This window comes from Phyllobacterium bourgognense, from assembly GCF_003337575.1.
Lineage (GTDB): Bacteria > Pseudomonadota > Alphaproteobacteria > Rhizobiales > Rhizobiaceae > Phyllobacterium > Phyllobacterium bourgognense.
Genome location: NZ_QPJM01000031.1, coordinates 1 through 26,796, shown reverse-complemented (window position 1 = coordinate 26,796; position 26,796 = coordinate 1). Strand labels below are relative to the sequence as shown.

Below are 26,796 nucleotides of genomic sequence, written 5' to 3'. Positions count from 1 at the left end.
CGGCCGAGAGCAATTGTCAGATAAGAGCCGCCTGCGGCATAAACGACGGCAACTACGAAGAGAAACGGGCTGATCGACCACAGCACTCCTGAAAATGCAAAGATCGTAAGAGCGCTGTTGAATATCATGAGGATGAACGAGAGGGTGGTGACCGTGAAGGAACGGACGTCATCGGCGATCCGTTGATCGGGATGAGTGAGTTGCCCCGAAACATCCATACTGAAATAGGTGGCGTCGGACAGATAAAGGCTGATTGCCCGGCGGGTCAGGAAATCGCGCCAGAGCAGCGCCAAACGTTCTTCGACGAACCGCGCAAAAACGGCGACGACGGTTGAAGCGGCGAAGACCCCAATGTAGAAGATCGCTTGCTGGGAAAATTCTGCCGTCTGTCGTTCGGCGATGGCCGTCATGAAATTCCTGCCCACGTAGCTGTTGACAACGTTCAGTGCGTTAAGCCCGCACAAGAGAAGGACCAGGCCGACAAGCAGCCATCTCGCTTTTATACCGGCCTCGGAGGTCATAAAGATCTTGACCGCGCGTACAAAGCGAACTGCCGTTGTCTTGAGGGGAGTTTCCTGTTTATCCATGACGTCCCTCGGCATGTTGATTGAACTAAGTTGCACACCGCTCATCCGGCGGTGAGGATGATACGGCGGGGACGGACGAGAAACCCGGAAGCCTCGTACTAGCCCACCAAATTCTCTGGACCAGGGCGCGCCGCCGGTCCGGTGGGCGCTCGCCCTGGGATGCGGGTTGATTCAATATGCTGGCGATCAGGTTTCACCCCGCAAGGTACCCGACTTCTGTCCAGGCCGTCACAGTATCCTAATGACCGCCCAACCATTCCGCCGATGGTTAGGTCCGCAACTAGCACCAACGGTTCGAAACCGATTGGTGCGTAGCTATATCGAAGGTCTATGGCGTTCTACGTTCTTGACGCATCCAAACTGGTTCAACAGAGTTTGATTTTATCTTGTTTCCCCGACCATGACCACAACGGCAACATGGACTTATTGCTGTCGGAACAAAGACGCGTTCGTCTTCGACGGTCGCCGGCGAAGCCCAATGCCTGGCCTGTTCCGATCAGTTGCAAGGTTCCCGCTCACGCTGACGCTACAACTAAGTGGCCCTGCTGATTGGTTGCGTCATGTGCATATGCTAAGAAGGGTCCGCTGCGGCCAAGGAATGTGCGCGGTGTTCGCAGACCGCGCCTCCGGACGAAGCCGACAGAGGAGGGTTGATCAATGGACACGATTCTCGTCGTCAACGCCGGCTCGTCTAGCCTGAAATTCGAGGTGTTCGCCGTCGGTACTGCACTGGTGAAGCTGGTTAAGGGCCAGGTGGAGGGCATTGGAACCGCACCTCACTTTACGGTCAAGAACACAAATGGCGAGCAGGTCGTGGACAGGAGCTATACATCGGGGGATGTTCCAGACCTCGCCGCGGCCATGCATCACGTTGGAACGTGGTTACGGGGACAACATGAGGGTCAGCTTGTCGCGGTTGGCCATCGCGTCGTCCATGGAGGGCCGGATTACGCGCATCCGGTACGTGTCGATCAGCACGTCCTCGAGGACCTTGAGCGATATGTACCACTTGCGCCACTTCACCAGCCCAACAACCTCGCTGCCATCCGGACATTGCTGGAGCGCCGGCCAGACCTCCCGCAGATTGCATGCTTTGACACTGCGTTTCACTACGGCCATGACCCTGTAACGGACCACTATGCAATACCTGCGCATTTTTTTGCCGAGGGAGTACGGCGATACGGCTTCCACGGGCTATCTTATGAGTATGTGGCAGGTCGTCTTAGGAATATTGCACCAGATATTGCCACGGGACGCGTCATCGTTGCGCATCTTGGCAGCGGCGCTTCGATGTGTGCTTTAAGGGACGGGCACAGCCTCGAGTGCACATTCGGATTTACGGCCCTTGATGGGTTGCCTATGGGGACGCGATGCGGGCAGATCGATCCTGGCGTTCTGCTCTATCTTATCGACCAGGGCAGTATGACCTCGTCAGAATTGCAGGACATGCTCTACAATGAGTCTGGTCTTAAAGGATTGTCCGGCATCAGCAACGATGTGCGTGATCTTCTGGCAAGCGACGACGCCCGAGCCGCGTTAGCGCTCGACCATTTCGTCCATCGGATCAGTCTCAACGCAGGTGCGCTTGCTGCAGCGCTGGGTGGTCTTGAGGCGTTCGTATTCACCGCTGGAATCGGCGAGAACTCGCCAATTATGCGCGAGCGGATCGCAAAAAGACTTAGTTGGCTTGGGGCGCAGCTGGATCCTGCCCGTAACGAAACCGGGGAAATCCTTGTCTCGACAGCCGATAGCCGGATCGCACTCTATGTGGTGCCTACGGACGAAGAATTGATGATCGCCCAACATACGCTTGGTATGATTACTGTATAGAAACACGACCGGTGGTCGCACAATTCCATGACACCGCTATTTCACTCTAACAGAACGTCATCGAATTCTTTGCCGAAATGAGCTATTTTGTGCTTAGGCGAGCTAGCCACACTATGCTGAAAGATAATTGGGCCGATCCGCGAGGCAGCTTGATCGCGTTCCTTTCTATGCAGGCCAATGGCAATGCGTCGTATGGGTGGGGGCTCTCGCGACCCATCCGGAAAAAGATGTTCTCTACGCAACCGTATCGAAGGGAGGAACTGATGGCACGCATCACACTCAGACAATTGCTCGACCACGCAGCCGAGAAAGGCTACGGCGTACCTGCCTTCAACATGAGCAACATGGAGCAGGCGCTTGCAATTATGGAGGCGGCGCATGCAGTGGACGCTCCTGTCATCCTCCAAATCTCGCGTGGTGCTCGAGCTTATGCCAACGATATCATGTTGAAGCACATGATGGACGCAGTGACAGAAATCTATCCCCGAATTCCAGTCTGCGTCCATCTTGACCACGGTAATGAGCCCGGCACCTGCATGACTGCCATCCAGTCGGGGTTCACCTCGGTGATGATGGATGGCTCCATCATGGCTGATGGCAAGACTCCTGGTGACTGGCAATACAACGTCGGGGTAACGAAAACGGTGGTTGATATGGCGCATCTCGGCGGCATATCGGTCGAAGGCGAACTTGGTGTTCTGGGCTCGCTAGAAACTGGAATGGGCGACAAAGAGGATGGTCATGGTGCGGAAGGGCCACTCAGCCACGATCAACTGCTTACCGATCCGGATGAAGCCGTGAAATTCGTCGCAGAAACGAAAGTCGACGCGCTGGCTGTTGCTATGGGTACGTCACATGGAGCCTACAAGTTTAGCCGAAAACCTGATGGCAGGGTGCTGGCAATGAATGTGATCGAAGAAATTCACCGCAAGCTGCCGAATACGCACCTCGTCATGCACGGTTCATCCTCGGTGCCAAAAGAACTGCAGGAGATCATCAACAAATACGGCGGCGACATGAAACCGACGTGGGGAGTGCCGGTGGAGGAAGTCCTGCGCGGCATCAGGAACGGTGTGCGCAAGGTCAACATCGATACCGATTGCCGTATGGCAATGACCGGGCAAATACGCAAAGTTCTGACGGAGGATCGCAGCGAATTCGACCCTCGCAAATATCTTGGGCCCGCGATGGCTGCGCTAACCAAGCTCTGTCGTCAACGCTTCGAGGAATTCGGAGCGTCTGGCAATGCTACTGCGATCCAGGCGCTGCCTGTTTCCGAGATGGCCAAACGTTATCAGTCTGGGAATTTGGATCCCATATTCGGTTGATGATGCAAACTGAGTAGGGCTTTCGACGGGGGACGCATCTACTTTGTTTTGGCCTGCACTTCATTGATTCGACGGTTGCAACATGTCGAATATTCCTCCGCTCACCGGCACTCTGCAACATGGGTCGATGCGGCGGAGGACCCAGGATCTCCAGTCTAAGCTCGCTCGCCACGACGGTTGCAATCTCATCCAGTTTCTCGTCTCCAAGAGCGCTCGCCAAGTACTTCGAAGAAGCGTTCAAAGCCTACGGACGGGATGACGATTAGAAGCCGGGAGCCTTGCCAATGTTTTTGAAGGTAGACCTGATGGCGAGGGTAACAAATGCGATGCCGCAAAGTCTTACGTCGTGCACCTCATCTCAAGGCAATGAGAATGACCTTCAGCAACGCCCATACCTCATGGGGTCTTCCCCAGAGCTTGTCCGGCTCCAAACTCAAGCGCGATCTGAACCCCAATTCAGGAAAAAGCCGACATCGCCGGGCATTCCGCCGGGGAAACTGATGACCATCGCCTTGAGCTTGAAACCCTGCGGCTTGGCAAGTTTCTGATAGCGATCATAAAACTCCTTTGCCTTGCCTTGCAGTGTTGCCGGCCAGTCTTTGTCGCCGCTGTTTATTGCGCGACCGCTGTCCGAACAAAGATCCGATGAAAAGCTATAGACCATAGCCTCGAATTTACCCGCCTGGACAGCGTTCGCCACAAGCCGGCGAACCGCGAGGACGTCCGCTTCGCTGACATGGTTTTTGAGGAAATCTTCAGCGAAGTCGGCCGCCTTCTTCTCCTGGACTGCCTTTGCTTTCGCCTGTTTTTCGTCTTCCTCCCTTGCACGCCGTATGACTTCCTTGCGAATCTCCTCTGCGCTTGGGGGCATCGCGTTCAAATCTAGGGGTTCTTTTTTCTCTGGCATCTGCTTGATCCTTTCGTGGATGACGTTGCTTGACGGATACCGCCTTCAAAGCACGTCGGGGACCACGGCGGCGGTAGCCTCTGGCGCGATATAGTCGTCGGGCCGCTTTTTCCGCTTGCCAAGATCCGGTGCGTCAAATTTTACCCGTTCGTAGGGATCGACTTGAGGATGTGTGAGATGCAGTTGATGCGCGCGCGCTCCTTGTCATCGGACGGGACAATCCACCACGGAGCATCGGGCCTGTCCGTCACCTTGAGCATCTCATCGCAGGCGCGGAAATAATCCCACTAACTTGGCGGCCAAGTCCCGGATTGCAACAATGTGCATTCAAATCCCCTGACATGCAGCTTCAGCAGCAGTATACGCCCAAGAGGTCGGCCTGTCTCAAAAACAAATGGGGCGGGCAACTTCCGCCAAAGGCGTTCGCTTACGACGCTCATCACGTGCGCTCAACTATATCAACCCCGGTGGGAGCTCGCCGTGACGGAACGGCGCAAGTCGGACATGCGGTCACCGATATCGGGCGGTTTAATGGGAGGTTCTATCGTGAATTAGCGCATGGCGCGGCGGCACCACATTTACGCGGTCGTTACTGTAACGTACTTCCTTATTCTGTTTCATACCGCACTGCTGTTTTCGCACCCGTCCAGACCGAAGAGGTCTAAGGTCATGCGGAACTCGGAAGTCAGGTTATCGGGGCGGCCGATGTCGTTTGATGATGAACTCTCAGTCATTCTCGATGCCATTTCCCAGCCATCATAATTAAGGGCGCGGATTCTCGCTTCCGCTTCCTGAACCATGCGGCAAGTGTCCTCCTCGGCAAATCGCGCGACGAACTGATAGGAGGCACAGATCATGATATCTTGCCTGCGGAGCAGGCCGATCGCATCCGTGACATGGATCAACACGTCGTCAAAAGTGGCCAGGACGTCAGTTTCGAGGAGGAAATCAGTTTGCGGATGGAACAACAAGTCCCTTTGTGACGCAAAAGCATCGAGTTGAACTGGCCGGCAGGACATCGAGGAAGAATAAGCTGGTCGTGGTGACAACTCGGGATGTGACCGCGCGAAGAAGGGCAGAGGCCGAACTCCGTGCGAGTGAGGAACACTACCGTTCTTTGGTGGAGCTCCATCCGCAAGTGCCGTGGACGGCGGGTCCGTCTGCAGAAGTACTCGAAGCGGGCCCTCGCTGGAAGGAGATTACCGGCTTTGAACCAGCCGAAGCACTCGGAACAGGCTGGGCGAAGGCGATCCACCCCGACGATCTTCCAAATGCAGAGCGACAATGGTCCCAGTCGATTGCAACCGGTGATCCATTGGATATCGAGTTCCGCTTAGGGGGTGCAAAGCGAGGGTATCGCTGGTTTCGCAGCCGGGCAGCTGCGCTCAAGTCACACGACGGCACCGTCATCCGATGGTAACTCCGAGCGAAACAGCAGCATCTTGTAACGCCAACAGCAAGGTCATCGGCGAGAAATCTCATCGTCCATCGCAATTGGCTACCTTAACTGCAGTTCGTATAAAACCCGGCATCCCGACGAGAATTCATGTACCCGAAATAATGCCCATGCCCGCCATCTCTTCCATAGCTTTTTTCGCTGGCTCGTCGCCATTGTCGGCTGCCTTCCTGAGCCATTCCGCAGCCCGGCTGTTGCTTTGCTCTACACCTCTACCAAGATAGTACATTAAGCCGAGGTTGCGCTCCGCCACGTGCTCACCGAGTGCCGCTGCCTTATTGAACCAGCTCAAAGCCAATGCATCGTCCTGCTTGACGCCCTGTCCCAGGAAGTACAGGTGGCCGACATTGGTTTGCGCACCGGCAAATTCCTGAATGGCCGCCTTATTGAACCATTCAAAAGCCATCGTGTCGTCCTTGGGAACACCTTTACCTTCCAAGTACAACTGGCCGAGACTTCCCTGAGCTGGACCAAATCCCTGCTCGGCAGCTTTGCGAAGCTGGGCCGATGATAAATACGCGGTCTATGGCGAAGTGTCGTTGAATACCAGCGTGAGCAACTTTGCCGACAGTTACAGCGTCAATGGCACAACGGGCTTCAAGGTGAAGTTCTGATCGCCGTATATTCAAAGCGTTAGGCAGCATCTAGCCCGAGGCCAGTATTGGTGTCCCTTCACCAAAAATAGCCAGCATAGCTCGCTGCCAAGAAGAGAATGAAAACCGACAAGACGCCGCCGATGCAGAACGAGAGAAGGCTTGGCCGGCCATCTGGATCATCATCAAACTCCAATCGCATTGGCTCATTCCCTGCGTATGATCTGGCCGTCGTGTATTTCGAAAACACCGTTGCCGCCGCCTTGAGAATGGAAATCTATTTCCAGTTCCTACATCGACCAAACACTCTGTCGCACGAACTGCATTGAATCAGAGTGTCGTCCTGGACGTCATCCGGGATGCGTAAATAGATCGTACCGCATTCTGGGCATTCGAGTTTGTGATCGAGACGTTTGTGCATCTGATTACCTCCCAACATCACCCAATAAAATTTTACACTCAATTTTTCGGGCTACAATCATATGTCTGCCAATGGACAAATAGCGCTTAGAAACGACCATTTCCGAGCTCATTCACAAAATAATAATGGCAGGGGGCTCCTGCCTCACGCCACGTCTCAACCAGCTCTTGGCGGCCGCCCATAGGTCAGTCGATGATGGCATTTTTCGCGAACATTTTGACCGCTTGCAGACAAAGCCGGAACCAAATCCTTTGCCCCGTATTTTCGTTTTTGGCCCTGCTAGAAGATACACATACGGCACTACATTATGACGAAGCGCAGAGACAAAAGCGCAGCTGTCGAAGGTTTTCGGCAGGCTGCCAAGCACATAAAAGACTACGTTGCTTACGGACCCCATGCGGCCCCGGCCAACGACCGGCAGTTCGATGACCTTCTCAAGCGCCTGGACAGTGCCGAGGACGCGCAACGGCGGGAAAGCCCGATCCGGCGCTAGTCGATCAGCAGTGAGGAAATTCCCCTGGGACGCCACCAGCCTCTCGGCGCTTTTGCCCGTAGGCTTCTGTGGTTTGGCCGATATGTCCTTGGTCCCCTCATCTTTTTTTCCCGCGTTGCTCATGGAATTACCCTCCGTTGCGAGGGAGATTTTAGCAAAACTTCGAAGGTGGAAGAATTGGGGAAAGGCCTGAGATTAGGGAGGAAAAGTGGCAAGCTAGCCTTTTGTATCGGTAAAGAGAGCACTCGACTTCATAAAGTCGGCCAAGATCCTGTTCGAAACCACGCAATTTCAGCACAAGTCTTGCCGCCCGCTCAACCAACCTGTTCATGGTCTGTCAAACAGAGCCGGCATGATCGATCGATAGCAGCTGTCAGGACGTGGAACGATATCAATCAATTGGCCGACTTCCTGAGCACTGGCGGGCAAATTTCCAGGTAAATGGTAATCCTGCAATCGATCGGTCGGCCCTCCTGTTGCCGGACAAAGGCAATTTTCCCCATTTTGATTTCATGGCTTGAACGACCGCGCTGCTCGGTCCAAACGTTGACAATCGTAGCTGTGCTATGCGGATCTGTTTCGGTGCGCTTGCGTTGGGTCGCTTCCCAGTACCTGCCTGCCGCAAAGCCAAGCGCCAAAACGATCATCCAGAAAATCGCCGCCTTCCACCCTATGCGCCTAAATCCAGGATAAGGACCAGTCACCAGCCCTGCTGTCGCGAACCATCTTAATGGCTTCTTGTCGAACAGCCCGGTCGGCGCTTTCTACATGTGGGATGGGTAGGCGGACGGGGGTGGAGTTTCATCCCTCTTCATCACTGGGTTTCTCTGGCTTGGTCCATGAAGAAGTGACCATTTGTCTTTAATTAACGCTTGACCAAGCACAGCGTAACCGACCCCTAATAGTATCACGAACACTCTGGCGGGTGGAAAAGCCAGATGATCAAAAACATGCTGATGGCGCACCTACGACGACCATCTAGTCGCCCGACTTTAGGAACTCGATGATCGTCTTGCGTTGCGCGGCATCGGTAATGCCGCCATAGGGTTTCATGCTGTTGCCTCTTACCACCTGGTCGGGATTGGCGATGAACTGGTCGAGATTCGCCTCGTCCCAAGTGATGCCGGACTGCTTCATCGACGACGAGTAGTTGTAGTCCGGCAATGAGCCGGCCTTGCGGCCGACGATGCCGGCGAGGTTCGGACCTTGCCGGTTGTCGCCTTCCTTCATCGTATGGCAAGTGCGGCAGCTGTTGTTGAAAGCGGTCTGACCATCGTCCTGGGCAAGCGCGAGAGGGCACGTCAGCCCGCCGACGAGACCCAGCGCGAGAAAGCGCGTGTTCATGTCGTTCTCCGGTTCTGGTGCCAGAGGCACAACGTCTGCCGGTCAAAACCGTTCCCTGACGCTGGCGCAATTCACTCGCCAGCAGTGCTGCCCGCCAAAAACCTTGCGGTCTCCTTTATCGGTCTCAGATATCGCTTGGCAGACATTGCATGCTCACGCGATTTCGTTGCCATCGGGAGTGCCAGGTGTACCTTCTTGCGTTGCTGCGACGTGATCCATTCTCCATCGAATGCCTTCAAGAAAACCTCTGCAGCAGATTCGGTCCGAAAGCAGTAGATGTTGTAGTGCTCGCCGTCCGAGTAAATATCAAAGCCGAGGCGCTGCATCCCAGTTTGCGGGATAAAAACAAGACATTGTCGAACTGGTAACGCACGGCACCGCGAGCAGCACGACCTGAAAGGGATAGTTCCTGTCAATCTGCCAATCTCTTAGTTCGTGTCGGCTTCGGCTCATGGGGCATTCCTGAAAAACAAGGCCGTCCGCTCCCCATCGCGCGAGACAGCGTGTGGCAATCAATTCAAATTGTCAGGACGATCGCAACCAGCGTCTGTTCATATTTGTTCTCAAGCTGGCCAGAAACAGGGCACGGTGCCGAAGCGGATGATCACCGACAAGTTGCGCTCCTATGGCGAGCAAGGCGTCAGGTCATTCCAGACGTCGAGCATCGTTCTCACAAAGGCTTGAACAACCGAGCAGAGAATTCGCATGTTCCTTTTCGAAAACGCGAGCGAATGCGCCAAGGCTTTCGATCGACCGGCAGCTTGCAGCATTTTGTTTCCGTCTTCTCTGCTGTTCGCAATCTCTTTGTTCCGTCCCGTATAAATCGCTCAGCATTTCAGATCCGAAATTACCGCCTGCATGCCATGGGTGAGTGGAAAGCAATCAGCGGCCAGATTGCCTGAAAAGAGGCTCATGCCTTTCGCACGACTAGCCTCCAAACAATGTGACAGTGCGGCGGTGGGTTCTACATGCTGGCCCATCTACCATCATAAATGGTGGCTCACGGTTCGGGGAGTCAATGTTGCTTTCTAGTGAGCCGCCATCCAATGCGCCTGTACGTGATCCGCAAACCGGTCATTTGATCTCCCCGGTCGCCGCTACTCTTTGCATCAAGCCGCGCGGCGCGCTGACCATCAATCAAGCACGGAAAGTGGATGCCCTCAAACAGGGATCACGGATGTTTGCCGTTTTGCGCAGCTTCTGCATGCGATTTCGCGGATTATTTCGTGGCCGAGCTTCGGCGAAACTCGAAGAATGGATCGATGATGCCATTCCATTCTGGCCTCGCCTTCTTAGCCCGTTTAGCGCGTGTACTTCGCCGGGATATCGACGCCGTCTGCAACGCCATCGACCTGCCCTGGAGCAATGGTCAGGTGGAAGGTCAGATCAACCGACTGAAGACGATCAAGCGCGCAATGTATGGCAGAGCGGGACCAGAGCGTCTCAAAGCTCGGATGATGCCAATCAAATTGGCCGATCTCCACACAAAGTGAGGCCGACCCTGATTAAATGCAGTACGACAGGCGCTTCTCGCCCTCCGCGGGCTCTGACATAAGCGGGCATCAGGCGTAGATGCTGTCCAATTCAGAGTACCTTGCCCGGATTCATGATGCCGTTTGGATCGAGCATGGCCTTGATGGAGTGCATGAGGGCAAGTTTCACCGGATCGACAAATGCATGCAGATCTTGCCGTTTATCCAGGCCGATACCATGCTCTGCCGAGAACGATCCGCCTAATTCGCGCAGGTTGGCGTAGACGATTGCCTTGGCGGCATCCTTGTCCGGCGCTCCCGCAACGCCGACATGCAAATTACCATCGCCGAGATGCCCGAACGCAAAGCCCCGAACGTCGGGTCCGAGCGTGGGGACGCCTTCGTTGAAGTGCGTCAGCCACGTTTCAAGTTCCTGCAATGGCACCGAGATATCAAACCAGTAGCCGTTCGGATGAATGCGATCGACCACGCTGCTGTCCTCACGAATATTCCAGATCTCGGTGCGCTCCTTCTCGCTCTGGGCGAGGATTGCATCGACGACAAGTCCTTCTTCGATGGCCTCGGCAAGGGCTTCTTCAAGGTCTGATTGCGCCGCCTGCTGATCCGCAGCGTGAATTTCCAGGATGAGATATGCTGGCGCTTCGGCAAAGGCAGCGAGGGAGGCTGGTCCCAGATTTGCTGACGCAAACGCAAAATAGTCCCGTGCCATGAACTCTGCACGAAGAAGGTCAAGACCGCGTTGCAGCTTCCGGAACAAAGCGATCGCATCGCTTGCAGAGGGGCAGGCGACAAGAGCGGTTGCTGTGAACTCGTCGCTTGGCACCAGCTTGATGACCGCGCGCGTTACAACTCCCAGCGTGCCCTCGGCTCCAATGAACAATTGCTTCAGGTCATAACCCTCGTTGGATTTCGTCACCTGCGCCATATCGCTCATGATTCTGCCATCAGGCAGCACCACTTCGAGGCCAAGTACACGATGACGCATGACGCCGTGGCGAAAGGCCTCCATGCCACCGGCATTGGTCGAAATCATGCCGCCAATGGTGGCGCTGCCGCGCGCAGCAATATCGATGCCGGTGGTGAGCTCCACCTTTGCAGCTGCATCTTGTAGCGACAGCAGCGTCACGCCGCTTTCTACGATAGCAGTTCCGCCATCTGCAGAAAGGGATACGATCCTGTTCATGGCGGCAAGGGAGAGGATGATTTCTCCGACCGCCGATACGCCGCCACCCACCAGCCCGGTGCGTCCGCCATGTGGCACGACGGCAATCCGGTGCTCGTTGCTAAGGCGCAGCAACGACGCGACTTCTCTGGTATCGCGAGGGGTGACCATCACCGCGGCATCGAGATTGCGTTCATCGGAACCGGGGTGAATGAGGCTCAATGCTTCGCCGGTCTTCACGCCGCTGGCGCCGACGATCACGCGCAATTTCTTGAGAATCTCGCCTGCAATCATTGCGGATCTATCGTCCTGCGCCGGTCAATGAAAATTCTGAAGGCGAGAATGATCGCCGTGATTACGATCAGCAAGACCGAGATCGCAGCGATGGCCGGATCGATGTTGTCGCGTAGTCCCATCCACATCAGACGCGGCAGCGTGATCGCATTGACGCTGGTGATGAACAGCGTCACGCCGATCTCCTCCCACGACAGCACGAATGACAACAGTGCTGCGGTTGCAATGCCAAACTTGATGTTGGGGATGATGATCCTGAAGGCGCGTGTTGCCAGATTGGCGCCAAGCCCTCGTGCGGCAAGGTCTATGCGACGATCGACCTGAAATAGCGCGACGAGGATGAGCACCACCGCAAAGGGTGTGATCATCACGGCATGGGCGAGCGTCACGCCCAGCCACGTGTCGTAGCCGATCCAATTGTTAAAACTCGATAGGGCCGTCATCAGAAAATACAGCGTCATCGCGGAAACCACAGGCGGTACCACGAGGGGGAGTAGAACGAAGCCAATCAGCAGCGCTGAGAAGCGCGGCTGGAACATCCAGATGCCGAGCCCGAACATGGTCGCCAACGCCGTGGCTATCACGCTCGAAAGGATGCCGATGCGCAGGCTGAGCAGGATGCTCTGGCCCCAGGCAGGATTATCTATCAACGCCTGGTAATGCCGCAGCGACAGTGTTCCGGAGGGCATGGAGAGAAAGCGCGCCGGCGTGAATGATACGGGAATGACCGCGATCAGTGGCATCAACAGGAACAGTGCTACCGCTGTGGCAACGAACAAAATGACGGGACCTGGACGGGATGAACTCATATTAACCAATCAGATGCGCAGGTTTGATGAAGCGTCGCATCAGTGCAAGGAGGGCACCGATGAACAGCACGAGGACAACGCTGATCGCCGCACCGAGCCCCCAGTCCGGACTCTGAAATATCCGAAGATAGACGAGTTCGGCCACCATGACGCTGCGGCCGCCGCCGAGAATGGCCGGTGTGACGAAGAAGCCAAGCGCGAAGACGAATACAATCAGTGCGGCACCGATCAACCCGCCATAGGTCAACGGCACGAAGACAGTCCAGAAAATGCGCGTTCGCGATGCACCCATGCCGCGTGCCGCAAGCAAAACGCGTTCGTCGATACTGCGCATGGCCGAAGCGATCGGAAACACCGCAAAGGGTATCAGGAAATGTGTCATGCCAATGATGACGCCAAGCTCATTGCGTGCGAGTGCAAACGGTTCGCTGATGATGCCAGCTGACTGGAGCCACGTGTTGATAAGCCCCCGGTTGGACAGCATCGCCAGCCAACCGAAGGCTCGCGTCAGCACCGATATCCAGAAGGGGACGAGGATGCAGAATTCCGCCAGCATGCGCTGAACCGAACTGCCTCGAACCCACACATAGGCGATTGCATAGGCGGTGACGAGCACGGCGGCAGTCACGATGAGGCAAATCCGCAAGGTGCGAATGAAGACGGATTGGACGAGAGGATCCGTCAGCAGCGCCCGGTATTGGCCGAGACCGACTTCGGGCATGGTGAAACTCCAGCGGACGACACCCAGAAATGGAACGACATAGGCAAGTCCGAGGAACAGCAACAGCGGCGCCAGCAACAGAATCTTTCTAAAGGTGATCGATCTTCCGATCATTCGCGTTCCTGGCATTATGAATCAAAGGCTTGGCGCGAAAACTTAATTTTCGCGCCAAGAGCGATCAAGCCGAGATGACTTTCGTGTATTCGTCGAATGCCGTGCCGTAGTTCTCGGCATACCACTCCATGTTCAGCGGGACCTGCTTGGACATATTGGCGGGATCCACAGGATTGATGCGCTTCTTGCCTGCCGGGATCAGCGCGTCCGTCGCAGGATTTGCAGGGCCCTGGCCGAGCATGTTGAACATCTCGAGCTGTCGTTCCGGCGTCTGTGCGCTGGCGATGAATTTCATCGCATTGTCCTTGCCGCCGGGATTACCCTTCATCACGCCGAGCGCACCGGGTGAAATCAGGCCCTGGTCCCAGATGAACTTGATATTGCCGCCGGAATCCTGCTCCAGCAATGAGGCGCGTGTCGACCAGATGAGTGCCATCGAGGCTTCTCCATCCATCAAAACAGACTGGCTTTCCGCGCCGCCGCCCCAGTAGGCCACCACGTTTTCCTTGAATGCCGCAATCTTGTCATGCGCGCGCTTGAGATCAAGCGGATAGAGTTTTTCCGGTGCAACGCCATCGGCGAGAAGCGCAGCTTCCCACATCGCCGAACCCCACTTATAGAGCGATCGTCTGCCGGGAAACTTCTTGACATCGAAGAAGTCGGCCATGCCGGTTGGTGCCTGGTCGCCAAATTTCGAAGAGTCGTAGGCGATGATATAGGAGAAGAAATAGGTCGAGGCCGCATGATCCCAACCAAAGCCGGGGCGCATCTTGTTCTTGTCAACGATCTTGTAATCGATCTCTTCCAGCATGCCCTGCTTGCCAAGGGAAATGCCGGAGAATGGATCGATATCCATCAAATCCCAGCTTGGTTTGCCGCTCTTGAACTGGGCAGTGATCGCGCCTTCCGTCGGACCAGAACCGTCCATTTTGACCGTGATGCCGCTTTCATTGGTGAACGGCTGGCCGTAAGCCTTGTCATAGGCCGTCATGGCGTCGCCGCCCCAGTTGACCAGAACGAGTTCCTTCGCTTGTGCGTATGAACCAGTTGAGCGCAAGAGCGCAGGAGCGCCTGCGAGCAGCAGTGCTGCCATCTGTGTAAAGCGGCGGCGGCTGATTTCCCCTTTCTCGACCTTGCTGGCAAGTATTTCGAGGCAGTCCTTTTGAAATGCGCTATCCATTTTGTTTCCCTCTGGATGTTATTTGGTACATTCCGAATGCTGCCTAACCTCCATCAGGCAGTAAAAAGCCTTGGTGCACCGGCCATGAAACCCACACATCGGATTGTGGCGCTATCGGCGACGTCGATGCTGTAGGCATTGAAACTGCGAGGCTGGTTCCGCTGCGTGTCCGCAAATGGTACTTGGTCGATGCGCCGAAATAGGTGGCGCCTTCGACCCGGCAAGTGATGGCATTACAGTCTGATGTTAGCGGCGATGCCGAGATGAACATGTGTTCAGGCCGGACAGCGGCAACGGCTTTTTTTCCCGCCAGCGTAATGGATTTGTTGAGGACGATGGTCCGGTCCTCGAATTTGCCAGCAGCGGTTTCGCCGTTCAATTCCACGGTGTCGAGTGGCAGAAGATTGATCTCTCCGAGGAATTCGGCGACGAAGCGGTTCGACGGCCGCTCATAGACGTCCTGCGGCTTGCCAACCTGCAAGAGCTCGCCATGATTGAAAATGGCGACCCGCGACGATAAGGCGAGCGCTTCGGACTGGTCGTGCGTGACGAAAACGAAGGTCGTGCCGGTCTCCTGGTGCAGGCGTTTGACTTCTTGCTGCATCATTTCGCGCAAGTTCTTGTCGAGAGCCGAAAAAGGTTCGTCCAGCAGGAGAACGGAGGGTTCGAACACAAGAGCGCGGGCGAGGGCCACACGCTGTTGCTGACCGCCGGAAAGCTTGGCTGGAAGTTTCCTTTCGTGGCCAATAAGACCGACGCGCTCTACCATCTCGCCGACCTTGCGCTTGACATCAGCCAAAGAACGACCCCGCACCTTTAACGGAAAGGCGATATTCTGCTCGACGGTCAGATGTGGGAACAGCGCATAACCCTGAAACACCATGCCATAGGAGCGGTCTTCAGCTGGCACATCGGTGATATCCTTGCCGTCCATCATCAAACGGCCGGTGGTTGGAGCCGTGAACCCGGCAAGAATCATGAGAAACGTCGTTTTGCCTGAACCGGAAGGGCCGAGAAGGGTAAGGAACTCGCCCCGACCTATGTCGAGCGAGAGATTTTTCAGCGCATGGAACGCGCCGAACGTCTTGCCAATCGATACAGCCTTGATCTCGGCGGCTTTCGCATCGCCTGGTTGCATGCTTTGAGGCATTGAGACCTCTTTCCCCTGCTTTTGTGAGAAGCCTAGGCACAATCCGCGATCTCGACAATTGAATTATATTGCCGCGACACGTGAATGAAATTCACGCCACTTCGCACGAGCGCTCATGACTGGGTTTTACGCACTGCGGGTTTGCGACAAGCGCGATTTCAACCATTGCGTGAATGCAAGCTGAGCAGCATGATCGATTTTCGCATAATCCGTGACAAGAAAATAGGACTTCGGTGATTTGATGCTGAGATCGAACGGCCGGATGAGTTGACCAGCTCTCATGGCTTTGCGGCAGGTGAGCTCATCCCCCATGGCGATGCCCTGCGCGGTAATGGCGGCCGAATAGACGAGGTTCATGTCGGAAAACACGATGCCTCGTTCCGAATCCGGATTGTCGACATTGGCGAGGGCGAGCCAGCGGGTCCAATCCTCGAAATCGCCGAGGTGCAACAATGGCGCGCGCAAGATGTCCTTCGGTTCGGCGATGCCGCCGAGATTGTTGAGAAGAACCGGACTGCATAGCGGCGTGAACTCCACCTCGCACAGGAGTTCGACCGATCTACTTGGCCAGTTGCCATCGCCAAACGCAATAAAGAGGTCGACGCTGGCATCGCTGACATCGTCGAGCTTGCGCGGCGTTGTGATGCGCAGCGCCACATCCGGATATTTCTCTTGAAACTCGGCAATATGGGTGCATAGCCACAACGAAGCGAAGCCCGCCGTGCAGCTAATGCATAGGGAACCGCCAGTACCAGCCGGGCTTTGTCGTTCGCCAGCATCGTCGATGACGATGAGTGCCTTGCGAACATCATTGGCATATTTGCGGCCGCGAGGCGTCAGCGTGACGCCTTTTCCATCCCGCTGCAGCAGCTCGAACCCGAGATCGCGTTCGAGCAGCCGCAATTGATGACTGACCGCGCTGCGGGTCAAATGCAATTCTTCCGCGGCCCGCCAAACGCTCCCATGTCTGGCGAAGCTTTCCAGCGCGCGAAGTGCCTGGGTGGATGGTATCCGCATCAATCGGTCCTTGGAGCAGGGGTGAATAGAATTTGCACGTTTTGAAAAAACATATCACTTTTTGTCCCGCCTTCCAGATGATTATCTCCTGGCAGCGGAGACAGAATTTGATCACGGCAGCAGCGGCATCGGCATTGAATTTCGTTGACGATCACGCGTCTGATCTGTCGTCCTGGACCCGCACGATCTTTGATATCGGCGAGACTGCATGGCGCGAATATCAATCGGCGGATTGGTATGTAACGCGGCTGCGTGAAGAAGGTTTTGATGTGGAGGCCGGCTCTGGTGGCATGCCAACGGCGTTCTGTGCCCATTGGACGAACAAGGCCGGAACGAATGGCAAGTCAGCGACGGTCGGCATGTATGCAGAGTACGATGCGGTACCGGGCAACTGCCAGGACGTGTCGACGGCGAAGCGGCCACGTCCGGGATTGAGCGAACACGCGGGTGGACATACGGATCCACATTCCGGTCTTGGCATATCCAGCCTGGGTGGTTTGCTGGCAACCAAGGCCGCTATGGAAAGACATGGCATCGCGGGGACGTTGCGCTTTACCGGGGAGCCCGCCGAAAAGGTGCGCGGTTCCAAGCCGATCCACGCTGCCAAGGGCTATTATGACGGGCTGGACGGCATGATCTCGTTTCATCCGTTCTACATGCTGCCTCTGTGCAATACCGTGCGCTGGGACACGCATTGCGGCGCCGCCTATTCGATGATCTATCGCTTCATCTGCGATCAACCGGAGCGATGGGGGTTGAGTGATGGCGCGCCTATCCCGCAATCGCATTCGGCGGTCCGTGCACCCGGCGCCAATGACGCGCTGATGATGATTTACATGGCCTCGAAGGCGTTGCGCGATTCCATGCTGCCGCATCAAGGTGGCTGGTCGATCAGCGAAGCAATCCTGACAGCAGGGCAGGCGACGGCCGACAATCTGCCGGCGGGTCTTGCCGAGATCCAGTATATGATGCGCGTGCCGACGATTGTCATGGCGGAACAGGTGACCGCAGCGCTCGACCGCAACGCCGAGCACGCTGCGGCGATGACCGGCTGCCGGGTGGAGCGGCAGTGGGTTTGCAAGTCGCGCCCAGGCCTTGCCAATCACGCGATGGCCGAAATCACCTGGGAAGCACTCAACATTGTCGGTGCGCCACGTTGGGATGAGACGGCGAAGGCCATTGCGCGGGAAATCCAGATCAATGCCGGTGTCGAGGCAATGGACGAGCCATTCATCGACGAGTGCGAGAGATTGATAGCGCCGCAGGAGGCCGAGGCAATCCTCCGCCGTGACCTGCCGCCCTCGCAGATCAATTCCACGTCGGACGACTATACCGACATGACCTGGCATGCGCCGACAGTGCGTTTCTATGTGGCGCGACCGGCGTTGAAGGCACCCAAGGGATACGCTTATCCAAGCTGGGTGATGAACGCGCTTGGCGGCATTCCGGCGACCATCGACCCGATGGTGGTATGCGCTGCGAAGACTGTTGCGTTGACAGCCTTGCGCCTGCTTGAGGACGAAGGCGCACGGAAACAGGCAAGGGATGAATTCATCGAACGGACAGGTGGCGGCATTGGCGGCTCGAAGTGGATCGCGCCGCTGTGTGATTACGAACCGCCAATTCATTTTCGCTGGCCGGAATATATAACAACTGCACGCGGGCGCGAGTGGTGGATACCCACCGGCGCACAATAGGAGACAGTCCAATGTCACGTCATGAAAAGGATCTTGCTGCCGATGCTTTCACACTGAAGCGACGCAATGCCAATGGCGGCACCAAACCACTCAAAGGCTGGGGGTTTCGCAATGAAACGGATCCGCTAACTGACGTGCTGCTTGGTTCGCCGGCTTTCCTTCGGCATATGGCGACAAGCTCGCTGTCGCGCAAACATTTGCGCGAAGCGCCTTGCAATATCCAGACTGCGCAGGCCCAGCACAAGGAACTGGTTGCAGCGTACGAACATTTTGGTGTGAAGATTCATTGGCACGAGCCAGAGCCTGAGCTGCCGATGCAGGTCTATTCACGCGACTCGAGTGTGATGACACCGTATGGTGCGATCATCACCGCCATGGCCAACTGGTGGCGTCGCGGCGAGAACTACGCGGCCATCCGGACGTATGAACGGTTGGGCATACCGATCTACGACATGGTTACCGCCGGTACATTCGAGGGCGGCGATTTCAACGTTATCGAGGAAGGCTGCGTCCTGATCGGCTGCGGTGGTGCTCGCACACAGGAGGAGGGGGCCCGGCAAGTCGAAGACTGGTTCCGCAAGGAGGGCTGGGAGACGCGCCTTGCGTTTATCGACGAATATTACGTCCACATCGATTTGATGGTTGTGCCGATCGCACCGAAGCTTACTGCGGTCTGTCTTGCCTGCACCGAGCCCGCTATCGTCGACTGGCTGAAATCCAAGGGGCATGAAATTATCGATGTACCATTTCAGGACACAATGAATCTCGGCTGCAACTTCATGTCGCTTGGCAAGGATCGAATCATAGCGCCGACATCGAGCACGACGCTGATAGAAAAGCTCAAGGCAACGGGATTTGAAGTCGCGGCAGTCGATATGAGCGAAATCTCCAAGACAGGCGGCGGCATCCATTGCATGGCGCAAGCCCTTCTGCGCTCGCCGGATTAGGTTATATGGCAGGGTCGGGGGCGGCTTTAACGAAGTCGAGCAGGCTGGTCTGGCCGTGATGAAATGACAGCAAATGGGGTCTTCCTCAAAGTGTGTGGTGATTCTGTTTTAGAAACTGGCTGCCCTGACGCAGGGCAATCTGATTGGGACATCGACAGCTTCGCGGCGGTGGGCAGGTTTGGTCCGAACCAGTATGAAGGGCTGCGGCCCGGATCACGCCCTAGGATCAAGGTCAGAGTTTGCTCGGCCCCCCGAAGTCCGAGCCAGATAGGTGCAATAGTGTCAGCTGTAAACGCAGAAAATATGGTCTGGGCCGGGACAACGTCGTCACTGGCCGTCCGCCCTCTCAACCTTAGTTCTATGATATGCCCTGTATCCAGACGGCCAGAAATCAATGCATCCGTTTCCCCAAATGGAAGTTCTTGCCAGTGTGAGGATTCCGTTGCTGGCAAAGGCCATTCGAGTCGCTCTTACATTTGCGTTCGTGTCGAGCACTTGGTAGCGCAGCCCTTGCTATCGAGCGCAGCTTGAACGTTCGTAAATTGGCGAGGTCCGCCACGTTTGAATAGCCGCAACCGTCTTGCCAATTGACTATCACACCCTTGGAAAAAGACCTGACGTCGCTTATAGACCAGCCGTCCAGATGCGATGATTCGATGATCGAAACGCACAGATTCTTAGCGAGCAAGAAGCTGCGATGCTTATTTTGTTTATCACTCTTGCCGTTGTATTTCGGGTGGCGACGCTCCTCATTTCCATCAGAAACGAACGGAAGCTGAAAGCTGCCGGCGGCACGGAAATCGGCAAGACCAACTCAAACATTTTGGCTGTCGCGCATGTTGCGTTTTATCTGTGCGCGATCATCGAATACGGGTTCTCTGACTACACTATAGACACCATCACTTGGCTCGGACTGGCCATCTATCTTGTTGGTGCAACATTCCTGATAGTTGTGATTGCGAGCCTCGGTCGACAATGGACAGTCAAACTCATCATCGCTCGAAACCACGTCCTGGTTACTTCGCTGCTGTTCCGTCTTGTCAGGCATCCGAATTATTACCTGAACATCATTCCGGAGCTCATCGGATTTGCAGTCACGCTACACGCGTTTTGGACACTTGCCGTAGGCATGCCTCTCTATCTGATCCCGCTTTTCGTTCGAATCAGGCAGGAGGAAAAAGCCATGCGTGTGCACTTCCCCCAGTACTGATGGCGCGATTGTATTGCGATGCCTTCGCATGGGTCAGTCCCCAGCACCGTTTAGGTTCTGAACGTACAGACGCGGCTGTATTTGATAAACGTTCTTTTGAAAATGCCGATAAAGGCGAATATCGAGCATTTTGAATTGTAGCATGAATGTCTACAATCCCGATTAAAAAGCCGTTGTATAGTGTCTATTCAATGGTCGCCTCGATGGGAATTGAACCATCGATCCGAAACAATATGCGGGATGATTCAGTGGCATAACATCAGCTTAAGGAATGTCGGGCCGTCGTCTGTTCCATTCCTAGCGGTGATTACTCTGAAAGCAACTGCGCTTGTCTGTTCAATCGGGGGGCCCTAAGCAGGTTCGCTGGCCCAATCTTCATGTCCATGGCGTATTCGGATCACGAACAAGGTTCCATTCTCTTGGATGCGGTAGACAATCAGATGGGCTTTGAACGGATAAATCCTGACCGGCGGCGAAATCTCTTCTCGCTCACGCGCCATTCGGGGATTCGCGGCGATCGGTTCAAGTACCGCGAACAAGTCGTCATGGTACCGCCTGGCCTGTAGAGTTCCGAACAGGCGGATACCTTGTTCGGTGAAGGCAATAAGGTCCTCTTCCGCTTCAACCGAAAGGCTAAAACGCATTATGTGGTGCCACGCGCCGTTTCCGTGCGCGCGGCAGCCGCAGCGAAGAGCTCGTCCTTCGACCGGCTGCCAACACCACTTTTGAGACCGTCATCGACGAAGCGTTGCATGGCAACAATCTTATCGCTCCGCGTTTGGTCCCTTCGGATCAGATCGCGCACATAGTCACTAGCATTGGAGTATCGCCCGGTCCTTGCTTGGGCTTCGACCCAATCTTTCATTGCATCCGGTAGAGACACGTTCATAGTAGCCATTCAAGCCTCCATTTGCGCCCAGATTAACTGAGTTTGGCAAAGTTTGTCAAACCTGATCATCTTAGACGCGAAGTTTCAGCCGGGCAGAGTTTATTCTGACCCCATTACGCACCACCGGGAGGTCTCGATTATTAAAACGGTGACTAGGTGGTCAGCCGCGAACGGCATCGATCCCACCTCCCAAAAGGTAAATCTTAACCGTCCTCGCTCAGGATTCGGCATTTGTTCAATTACAAAACCCTGCCAGGAAACCTTCCTTTGAAAAGGCCGATAAGAGCGGTTTTCTGCAATATCGATTGTTTCGCTAAAGTTTACATTCCTGGTTCAACTTCCTCGGAAAAAACGGTGCTAAATGATCGCCCTGGTCCGTGATAACGGGATGATACGCCGGAAATAGGGATCGCGCGCCGCTGCTAATTTCTTAAGTAGCTTTTTTACCACTATCGCTGATGCCTGTACAAAATGATCCTGATCGGCACGAACATTCGCTCGTCGAAGCAGGAGTCATATCTCGAGCTGGCGTACCGATCAGATTGTTTCCGCCAAGAACTGATTGGCACGATTTCTTGCTGGCAGTTAGGCAGATTGCAGAGAACCTGTCCGGATGGCGTTCGCATCAGCAGGCGCAAAAAGCCGAACAGGAGTTGTGATACCGCGGATCCGGTGTTTTCCGCAGGAGACGAGTGGCATGTCCACTTCGGAGGCTATGTCGGCCGTCAACAGTACCGGTTGGGCCAGCGTCTTGCAAAAGTCCTGGATGCGGCTGGCCAGATTGACCGCGGTCCCGATCACCGTGAAGTCAAGGCGTTCCATGCTGCCGATGTTTCCATATGCGACCTCGCCAATGTGCAAGCCGCAGCCGAAGTCAATCGGCTCCTCGCCGCGGCCGCGTCTCTCCGCATTGATCGACGGAAGCTGCATGCGCGCCGTCAGCGCGGCATCAAGTGCCCTTTGGCAGGCAACGCGCGAACTACCGGCCTCCTCCACGGGAAAGATGGCCAAGACGCCGTCGCCCATGAATTTGATGATGTCGCCGCCGGAGCGGCGTACAGCCCTATCGAGCAACTCGAAATAGCTGGACAGGGCGGCCAAAAGCGAGTCGGACGGCCAACGCTCGGCCTTTTCGGTGAAGCCGCGTAGGTCGGCGAGAAGGATGGCGCAGGTAAGGCGGCGTACGTCGTTGCGCTGGATCACCCCGTCGAGCACATTACTGCCGGGGGCAGCGCCGAGATATGTCCGCAAAACTGCGCCGAGGGTAAGGCGTTGGGCGCGTACCTCGAGGGGTGTCGCCATCGGCGGAACCGCGGCGCGCAACAAGGCGGTCGCCTCCGCAGTGAAGCCCGAGGCAGCCTTGGTGGCGAATGTTATCCCCGGCGTCTGGCCGAAAGTGAACGGTATAAGCTCGCAGACCAGCTCTTGGTAGCCTTCGTGGGCAAGCTCGTTGAGAATTGGCATGCGCGTTTCGGTGCCGTGCGAAACATCGAAGCGGACCGCCGTACCGCGGTCGAGCGCCTCCTGATAGGGGGAGACGAGCATCCGTTCAGAATTGTCGAAGTCATGGCTGAGCGGCACAAGCCACGTGCCGCGCTCGCGCGTCCAGAAGTAGTTGTGTCCGGGATAGACCGGATGCAGCGTCTTAAAAAGGAGCACACAGCGATCGATCGGCACGCCGGCTTCGGTCAGCCGCCCACAAAGCCCATCGAACAACTTCTCCGAATCCAGCAGGCGGGCTTTGGGGCCGGTCAGCCAGCGGGTGTAGTCGGCCACCCAGGGATGGTCAACAGGGGCCGGCCAGACGTCGATTGGCTGGCCACAATGCCAGTTCACCCACTCGTTCTTGACGCCTTGCTCCATCCGGGGTCTCCGCTGTGCGGGAAATCACGTCGCTGATTATAGCAGACACGACTGAAACCGCAGTGCGCCTTCTTCAGGTGATCGGAGACATCGACCGCAACCGACTTGCTGCCACAACGCTCAAATCAGGGATTTGCAGAGTTTGTTTCACGTCGTCCGCGATCTGGTTCGCGAACGCCGCCTGCTCTTGCAGTGTTGATATCCAATCGATGGTCATGATTTCCCGAGACCAGTTGCGCAGGGCCGGACATGCCGAGCTCGTTGAGAGTACAATCCGAATACCGAGACGATATCCGCAAAGGGGTCAACGCGACTTTGTCCGCGTACCCTCGATGCTCCGACGATACCATTCCATTTTAAGCGCTTGTCAAATCGAGGTGATGGCAAGATGCAACAGGTATCGAAGAGTCCAGGCCGGACCTGTATAATATGGCAACAGGGTCACGGGCAACTCAAACGCCGTTTGCCATGGGAGGGAGCGCAATGGAATTGTTCAGCCTTGACGGGCAAGTGGCCATGGTCACGGGCTCCGGCAGCGGGATTGGCCAAGCGATAGCCATCGGGTTGGCCGAGGCCGGAGCGGACGTTGGCTGTTTTGGTCATTTGTCCAATGGCGGCTTGGACCAAACAGCAGAGAGAATCCGCGCTCTTGGCCGCCGAGCCCTAACGCTCGAAGGCTCGGTGACGAAGGCAAGCGATTTAACGGGAGCGGTCGACCTGATTGAAAGCCAGCTTGGCCCCTTGACGGTTGCGATCAATAACGCAGGCGTCGGTGCTGGGGGCGATGCCGAGACGCTTCCATTGGACCACTGGCAAAGAGTGTACGATATTAACGTGACGGGGGTTTTTCTGTCCTGCCAGGCGCAAGCACGCGTCATGCTTCCCCGCAAGAAAGGTTCCATTATCAACATTGCCTCCATGTCCGGATCGATCGTCAATCGCGATCTGAAACAAGCCGACTACAATTCGTCTAAGGCGGCGGTAATTCACCTGTCGAAAAGCTTGGCCATGGAATGGGTCGACCGCGGCATTCGGGTCAATTCGATCAGTCCGGGCTACACGTTGACTCCGATGAACCGCCGGCCGGAAGTCGCCGATCAGGTCAAAGTTTTCGAGCGGGACACACCCATGGGCCGCCTGGCCGCACCCGACGAGATGGTCGGCCCCGCGATATTCCTTTCTAGCCGGGCTTCGTCGTTCGTCACGGGCGTCGATCTCGTCGTGGACGGCGGCTTCACGTGTTGGTAGCTGCGGACCCTGGCCGTCGACATAGATTTTGTGTCGGATGGCGGTTATTTTTCCAGTAGAGGTCGGTCTGTCCTTCAATGCGAACTTCTTTGAAGGGTCTTTCTTCCATCACATTGGAACGGCAATCAATCGGCGTCCGTTCCACACAGCGGAATAGTCAATATTTACTATCTGAAAGGTATAAATAGCCAACCAGTTACGCTGGCAAGGGCAAGACCGAAACAGACTAGCACGCCGTAGTGCAGGTATCTCCACCCATATCCCGGATCGTTATCGTTATCGAAATGTATCCGCATAAAATCATCCCCTTCGAATGATCTGACCGTCATGCATCTCGAACACACCGTCGCCGCCCCCTTGAGCGAAAAACTCGGCTTCCAGCTCGCCCCAAGTCCCGAGGAACTCACTGCACGAGCTGCAGACGATAGACGTGCTGGGGGTCAGCTTCTGCGTGAACGCGAGGTATATACTTTTGCATCTGGGACACGCGAGTTTGCTGTCAAGGCGTTGGTCTAGTGCGTTGCTCATAATGCCACACCTAACGCTCCGCTCACCGCGGAAGGGCTAATACCAAATGAAAGGGCGGTGGGCTTGCGACCACCGCCAATTTGTGGGTCTCGATCTGCTACGTTGCGGTTCATAAACCCAACCGACCTGGAATATCGGCGTCCACCAAACAAATAAAACAATGCTTTGGTTCCTCCTCCGTCCGGGGACGCAAAGTTACCACGCAAACTGTGACGCGAAATCGGACCAAAGGCCTAGTCAACAATAGTCGAAAGCCCTATAGCCGCTTGTGAGTGACGTAAATACCGGCTTCTTTAGCGGCCTCGATAAAGGCGTCCCTGCAACTCGTACAAGTGGCCTTTCCAGCCAGAGCATTTTAGGCATGCCTGCTTTGCTGTCTTGAATTTATCGGCATTCCCTGCCGGCCAATGCGCACCAAGCCATATTTCCGCTTCGACTGCAGACTCAATGTTCTTCGTTTTACCGAATTGATCGGTAATGGTTACATGAGGGAACGGTAGGTCGCGCATGCCAATAAAACGCGCAGCTCTGATTGCTGTTCCTCTGTCCTGTCGTGCAACTTGCGCGTTTTTCTAAGCATTGGATCGTTCGCGGTTTACGAGGCGATCGAACCCACGATTTGCAGCCCGGTTGCATGCAGTAGTGCTCAAACGATCCAGCAGGAGCCTTTTGCATGGGTGAAGGGTAGGCGGGCTTTCCGGGTGTTTCAGACATTTGTTAGAATTCGGGCACGGTCGAGAAGCTGTTTCAGAATATCCACTGCCTTCGCTGCCTATTCCGACGAGATTGGTGGGGCAGGCGACATGATTTTCCGTTGTGTGCGGATATTCCGGAACCAAATCCCTTGCCCCGCATTTTGGTTTTTTGGCCTTTCTACAACAGACATATAACGGCACTCCACTATGACGAAGCGCAGAGAGAAAAGCGCAGCAGTCGAAGGCTTGCGGCAGGCTGCCAAGCACATAAAAGACTACGTTGCTTACGGACCCTATGCGGCCCCGGCCAACGGCCAGCAGTCCGATGACCTTCTCAAGCGCCTGGAATGTGCCGAGGACGAGCAACGGCGGGAGAGCCCGATCCGGCGCTAGTCGATCAGCAGTGAGGAAATTCCCCTGGTTCCGCGCAAGTCGCGCCAGCCCAAACCACGGTCTTCCTGAGATGGCCGCTCACGCGGCAGGGAAAGCAGCCCGACCGACCTGAAGCGCTAACCAGCCGATGGGGTGCTTCGCCTGAAGTATCGCGAGGGGTGGCCTCAGCCTCATGTCAGCCATTGAGTTCTGACATGCTTTAAACGACAGGTTGCTCGATTAGCCCTCTGTTCACCCAGGCTGAAAGGTCCGATCTGCCGTAAACGCAGGAACCGGCAGATCGGACCTTTCAGCCTGGCGAACAGGAAGCCGAATGCTTTGACAAGCTTTGCCGACGCGGGGTCGGCATACGGTGGTTCTTTTCAGAATGATGGCAACAACAAGGAATTACCACACTTATCATAGGCGACATGGTGCAGTTTCTTGG

At 55.7% G+C, this 26,796-nt stretch carries 24 protein-coding genes and 5 pseudogenes; 13 read left to right on the top strand and 16 right to left on the bottom strand.

Annotated elements, in window-relative coordinates; genetic code table 11:
* Window positions 1-587, bottom strand: a pseudogene (locus tag C7476_RS26255) (ABC transporter ATP-binding protein/permease); the annotation flags it as partial.
* Window positions 588-1,244: 657 nt separating this feature from the next.
* Here C7476_RS26255 and C7476_RS26250 point away from each other — a divergent pair.
* Both C7476_RS26250 and fba read left to right on the top strand, forming a co-directional pair.
* Window positions 1,245-2,417 (top strand): acetate/propionate family kinase, encoded by a 1,173-nt coding sequence (locus C7476_RS26250; RefSeq protein WP_114432870.1) that lies wholly within the window; start codon window positions 1,245-1,247, stop codon window positions 2,415-2,417.
* Window positions 2,418-2,680: 263 nt separating this feature from the next.
* Window positions 2,681-3,745, top strand: a complete 1,065-nt coding sequence (gene fba / locus C7476_RS26245; protein WP_114432869.1) for a class II fructose-bisphosphate aldolase — start codon at window positions 2,681-2,683, stop codon at window positions 3,743-3,745.
* 433 nt (window positions 3,746-4,178) lie between these two features.
* Here fba and C7476_RS26240 read toward each other — a convergent pair whose 3' ends face one another.
* A complete protein-coding gene (locus C7476_RS26240) occupies window positions 4,179-4,652 on the bottom strand; it encodes a histidine kinase (RefSeq protein ID WP_114432868.1) in 474 nt (157 codons plus the stop codon).
* A gap of 45 nt (window positions 4,653-4,697) precedes the next feature.
* A pseudogene (locus C7476_RS26235) lies at window positions 4,698-4,939 on the bottom strand (polyphosphate kinase 2); the annotation flags it as partial.
* A 468-nt stretch (window positions 4,940-5,407) separates the two neighbouring features.
* On the opposite strand from C7476_RS26235, the gene C7476_RS28985 reads away from it, so the two are divergent.
* Together C7476_RS28985 and C7476_RS28980 are read left to right on the top strand one after the other, a co-directional pair.
* Complete coding sequence (locus tag C7476_RS28985) at window positions 5,408-5,635, top strand: PAS domain-containing protein (RefSeq protein WP_342633366.1); 228 nt, start codon at window positions 5,408-5,410, stop codon at window positions 5,633-5,635.
* Window positions 5,636-5,691: 56 nt separating this feature from the next.
* Window positions 5,692-6,072, top strand: coding sequence for a PAS domain-containing protein (locus C7476_RS28980; protein ID WP_245426606.1), 381 nt, complete (start codon window positions 5,692-5,694; stop codon window positions 6,070-6,072).
* A gap of 124 nt (window positions 6,073-6,196) precedes the next feature.
* Here the strand turns inward: C7476_RS28980 and C7476_RS26225 are convergent, their stop codons facing one another.
* Window positions 6,197-6,514 (bottom strand): tetratricopeptide repeat protein, encoded by a 318-nt coding sequence (locus tag C7476_RS26225; RefSeq protein ID WP_342633365.1) that lies wholly within the window; start codon window positions 6,512-6,514, stop codon window positions 6,197-6,199.
* A pseudogene (locus tag C7476_RS29255) lies at window positions 6,491-6,562 on the bottom strand (SEL1-like repeat protein); the annotation flags it as partial. The gene C7476_RS26225 and the pseudogene C7476_RS29255, both read right to left, overlap by 24 nt.
* 867 nt (window positions 6,563-7,429) lie before the next feature.
* Here C7476_RS29255 and C7476_RS27965 point away from each other — a divergent pair.
* Window positions 7,430-7,615 carry a hypothetical protein gene (locus tag C7476_RS27965; protein WP_147274744.1) on the top strand — a complete coding sequence of 62 codons (186 nt, stop codon included), beginning with the start codon at window positions 7,430-7,432 and terminating at the stop codon, window positions 7,613-7,615.
* A gap of 978 nt (window positions 7,616-8,593) precedes the next feature.
* Here C7476_RS27965 and C7476_RS26210 read toward each other — a convergent pair.
* Window positions 8,594-8,959 (bottom strand): c-type cytochrome, encoded by a 366-nt coding sequence (locus tag C7476_RS26210; protein WP_114432864.1) that lies wholly within the window; start codon window positions 8,957-8,959, stop codon window positions 8,594-8,596.
* 573 nt (window positions 8,960-9,532) lie between these two features.
* Between C7476_RS26210 and C7476_RS26200 the strand changes: the two are divergent.
* Window positions 9,533-9,861: pseudogene (locus tag C7476_RS26200) on the top strand (DDE-type integrase/transposase/recombinase); the annotation flags it as partial.
* 92 nt (window positions 9,862-9,953) lie between these two features.
* Window positions 9,954-10,452 (top strand): annotated as a pseudogene (locus C7476_RS26195) (ISL3 family transposase); the annotation flags it as partial.
* Window positions 10,453-10,543: 91 nt separating this feature from the next.
* On the opposite strand, the gene C7476_RS26190 reads toward C7476_RS26195, so the two are convergent.
* From C7476_RS26190 to C7476_RS26165, 6 genes are all read right to left on the bottom strand, one after another.
* On the bottom strand, window positions 10,544-11,908 hold the full coding sequence (locus C7476_RS26190) for an FAD-binding oxidoreductase (protein WP_114432862.1): 1,365 nt from the start codon (window positions 11,906-11,908) through the stop codon (window positions 10,544-10,546).
* Window positions 11,905-12,717 carry an ABC transporter permease gene (locus tag C7476_RS26185; protein ID WP_114432861.1) on the bottom strand — a complete coding sequence of 271 codons (813 nt, stop codon included), beginning with the start codon at window positions 12,715-12,717 and terminating at the stop codon, window positions 11,905-11,907. Before C7476_RS26185 ends, C7476_RS26190 begins: the two co-directional genes overlap by 4 nt.
* A 1-nt stretch (window position 12,718) precedes the next feature.
* A complete protein-coding gene (locus C7476_RS26180; protein WP_114432860.1) occupies window positions 12,719-13,552 on the bottom strand; it encodes an ABC transporter permease in 834 nt (277 codons plus the stop codon).
* 64 nt (window positions 13,553-13,616) lie between these two features.
* Window positions 13,617-14,732 carry an ABC transporter substrate-binding protein gene (locus C7476_RS26175; protein ID WP_114432859.1) on the bottom strand — a complete coding sequence of 372 codons (1,116 nt, stop codon included), beginning with the start codon at window positions 14,730-14,732 and terminating at the stop codon, window positions 13,617-13,619.
* Between the two features lie 43 nt (window positions 14,733-14,775).
* Window positions 14,776-15,882: an ABC transporter ATP-binding protein gene (locus C7476_RS26170; RefSeq protein WP_114432858.1), complete on the bottom strand. Its 1,107-nt coding sequence runs from the start codon at window positions 15,880-15,882 to the stop codon at window positions 14,776-14,778.
* Between the two features lie 126 nt (window positions 15,883-16,008).
* The gene (locus C7476_RS26165) at window positions 16,009-16,899 is read right to left on the bottom strand and encodes a LysR substrate-binding domain-containing protein (RefSeq protein WP_114432857.1); all 891 of its coding nucleotides are present in this window, start codon (window positions 16,897-16,899) and stop codon (window positions 16,009-16,011) included.
* 107 nt (window positions 16,900-17,006) lie between these two features.
* Between C7476_RS26165 and C7476_RS26160 the strand changes: the two genes are divergently transcribed.
* The 3 genes from C7476_RS26160 to C7476_RS26150 all read left to right on the top strand — a co-directional run bounded on the left by C7476_RS26160 (window position 17,007) and on the right by C7476_RS26150 (window position 20,753).
* Window positions 17,007-18,596 (top strand): zinc-binding metallopeptidase family protein, encoded by a 1,590-nt coding sequence (locus C7476_RS26160; protein WP_114432871.1) that lies wholly within the window; start codon window positions 17,007-17,009, stop codon window positions 18,594-18,596.
* A gap of 11 nt (window positions 18,597-18,607) precedes the next feature.
* Window positions 18,608-19,543, top strand: coding sequence for a dimethylarginine dimethylaminohydrolase family protein (locus C7476_RS26155; protein ID WP_114432856.1), 936 nt, complete (start codon window positions 18,608-18,610; stop codon window positions 19,541-19,543).
* Window positions 19,544-20,240: 697 nt separating this feature from the next.
* A complete protein-coding gene (locus tag C7476_RS26150; RefSeq protein ID WP_114432855.1) occupies window positions 20,241-20,753 on the top strand; it encodes an isoprenylcysteine carboxyl methyltransferase family protein in 513 nt (170 codons plus the stop codon).
* A gap of 350 nt (window positions 20,754-21,103) precedes the next feature.
* Here the strand turns inward: C7476_RS26150 and C7476_RS26145 are convergent, their stop codons facing one another.
* From C7476_RS26145 to C7476_RS26135, 3 genes are all read right to left on the bottom strand, one after another.
* Complete coding sequence (locus C7476_RS26145) at window positions 21,104-21,397, bottom strand: type II toxin-antitoxin system RelE/ParE family toxin (protein ID WP_114432854.1); 294 nt, start codon at window positions 21,395-21,397, stop codon at window positions 21,104-21,106.
* On the bottom strand, window positions 21,397-21,651 hold the full coding sequence (locus tag C7476_RS26140) for a type II toxin-antitoxin system ParD family antitoxin (RefSeq protein ID WP_114432853.1): 255 nt from the start codon (window positions 21,649-21,651) through the stop codon (window positions 21,397-21,399). The genes C7476_RS26145 and C7476_RS26140 overlap by 1 nt, the downstream gene beginning before the upstream one ends.
* A 576-nt stretch (window positions 21,652-22,227) precedes the next feature.
* The gene (locus C7476_RS26135) at window positions 22,228-23,505 is read right to left on the bottom strand and encodes an adenylate/guanylate cyclase domain-containing protein (RefSeq protein ID WP_114432852.1); all 1,278 of its coding nucleotides are present in this window, start codon (window positions 23,503-23,505) and stop codon (window positions 22,228-22,230) included.
* 483 nt (window positions 23,506-23,988) lie between these two features.
* Here C7476_RS26135 and C7476_RS26130 point away from each other — a divergent pair, with 483 nt between their 5' ends.
* Both C7476_RS26130 and C7476_RS27960 read left to right on the top strand, forming a co-directional pair.
* On the top strand, window positions 23,989-24,753 hold the full coding sequence (locus C7476_RS26130; RefSeq protein WP_114432851.1) for an SDR family oxidoreductase: 765 nt from the start codon (window positions 23,989-23,991) through the stop codon (window positions 24,751-24,753).
* A 327-nt stretch (window positions 24,754-25,080) separates the two neighbouring features.
* Complete coding sequence (locus tag C7476_RS27960) at window positions 25,081-25,269, top strand: hypothetical protein (RefSeq protein WP_147274743.1); 189 nt, start codon at window positions 25,081-25,083, stop codon at window positions 25,267-25,269.
* A gap of 268 nt (window positions 25,270-25,537) precedes the next feature.
* Here C7476_RS27960 and C7476_RS29565 read toward each other — a convergent pair whose 3' ends face one another.
* The gene (locus tag C7476_RS29565) at window positions 25,538-25,630 is read right to left on the bottom strand and encodes a hypothetical protein (RefSeq protein ID WP_425374031.1); all 93 of its coding nucleotides are present in this window, start codon (window positions 25,628-25,630) and stop codon (window positions 25,538-25,540) included.
* A 553-nt stretch (window positions 25,631-26,183) separates the two neighbouring features.
* Here C7476_RS29565 and C7476_RS26115 point away from each other — a divergent pair.
* Window positions 26,184-26,369, top strand: coding sequence for a hypothetical protein (locus C7476_RS26115; RefSeq protein WP_114432848.1), 186 nt, complete (start codon window positions 26,184-26,186; stop codon window positions 26,367-26,369).
* Window positions 26,370-26,796: the final 427 nt, after the last annotated feature.

Excerpts from the sequence above, each read along its gene's own strand:
- C7476_RS26115 (WP_114432848.1), top strand. The coding sequence starts at position 26,184 with ATGACGAAGCGCAGAGAGAAAAGCGCAGCAGTCGAAGGCTTGCGGCAG.
- C7476_RS26175 (WP_114432859.1), bottom strand. The coding sequence starts at position 14,732 with ATGGATAGCGCATTTCAAAAGGACTGCCTCGAAATACTTGCCAGCAAG.
- C7476_RS27960 (WP_147274743.1), top strand. The coding sequence starts at position 25,081 with ATGCATCTCGAACACACCGTCGCCGCCCCCTTGAGCGAAAAACTCGGC.
- C7476_RS26130 (WP_114432851.1), top strand. The coding sequence starts at position 23,989 with ATGGAATTGTTCAGCCTTGACGGGCAAGTGGCCATGGTCACGGGCTCC.
- C7476_RS26185 (WP_114432861.1), bottom strand. The coding sequence starts at position 12,717 with ATGAGTTCATCCCGTCCAGGTCCCGTCATTTTGTTCGTTGCCACAGCG.
- C7476_RS26165 (WP_114432857.1), bottom strand. The coding sequence starts at position 16,899 with ATGCGGATACCATCCACCCAGGCACTTCGCGCGCTGGAAAGCTTCGCC.
- C7476_RS26190 (WP_114432862.1), bottom strand. The coding sequence starts at position 11,908 with ATGATTGCAGGCGAGATTCTCAAGAAATTGCGCGTGATCGTCGGCGCC.
- C7476_RS26170 (WP_114432858.1), bottom strand. The coding sequence starts at position 15,882 with ATGCCTCAAAGCATGCAACCAGGCGATGCGAAAGCCGCCGAGATCAAG.
- C7476_RS26250 (WP_114432870.1), top strand. The coding sequence starts at position 1,245 with ATGGACACGATTCTCGTCGTCAACGCCGGCTCGTCTAGCCTGAAATTC.
- C7476_RS27965 (WP_147274744.1), top strand. The coding sequence starts at position 7,430 with ATGACGAAGCGCAGAGACAAAAGCGCAGCTGTCGAAGGTTTTCGGCAG.
- C7476_RS26240 (WP_114432868.1), bottom strand. The coding sequence starts at position 4,652 with ATGCCAGAGAAAAAAGAACCCCTAGATTTGAACGCGATGCCCCCAAGC.
- C7476_RS26225 (WP_342633365.1), bottom strand. The coding sequence starts at position 6,514 with ATGGCTTTTGAATGGTTCAATAAGGCGGCCATTCAGGAATTTGCCGGT.
- C7476_RS26145 (WP_114432854.1), bottom strand. The coding sequence starts at position 21,397 with ATGCGTTTTAGCCTTTCGGTTGAAGCGGAAGAGGACCTTATTGCCTTC.
- C7476_RS26140 (WP_114432853.1), bottom strand. The coding sequence starts at position 21,651 with ATGGCTACTATGAACGTGTCTCTACCGGATGCAATGAAAGATTGGGTC.
- fba (WP_114432869.1), top strand. The coding sequence starts at position 2,681 with ATGGCACGCATCACACTCAGACAATTGCTCGACCACGCAGCCGAGAAA.
- C7476_RS26180 (WP_114432860.1), bottom strand. The coding sequence starts at position 13,552 with ATGATCGGAAGATCGATCACCTTTAGAAAGATTCTGTTGCTGGCGCCG.
- C7476_RS26135 (WP_114432852.1), bottom strand. The coding sequence starts at position 23,505 with ATGGAGCAAGGCGTCAAGAACGAGTGGGTGAACTGGCATTGTGGCCAG.
- C7476_RS26210 (WP_114432864.1), bottom strand. The coding sequence starts at position 8,959 with ATGAACACGCGCTTTCTCGCGCTGGGTCTCGTCGGCGGGCTGACGTGC.
- C7476_RS26150 (WP_114432855.1), top strand. The coding sequence starts at position 20,241 with ATGCTTATTTTGTTTATCACTCTTGCCGTTGTATTTCGGGTGGCGACG.
- C7476_RS26155 (WP_114432856.1), top strand. The coding sequence starts at position 18,608 with ATGTCACGTCATGAAAAGGATCTTGCTGCCGATGCTTTCACACTGAAG.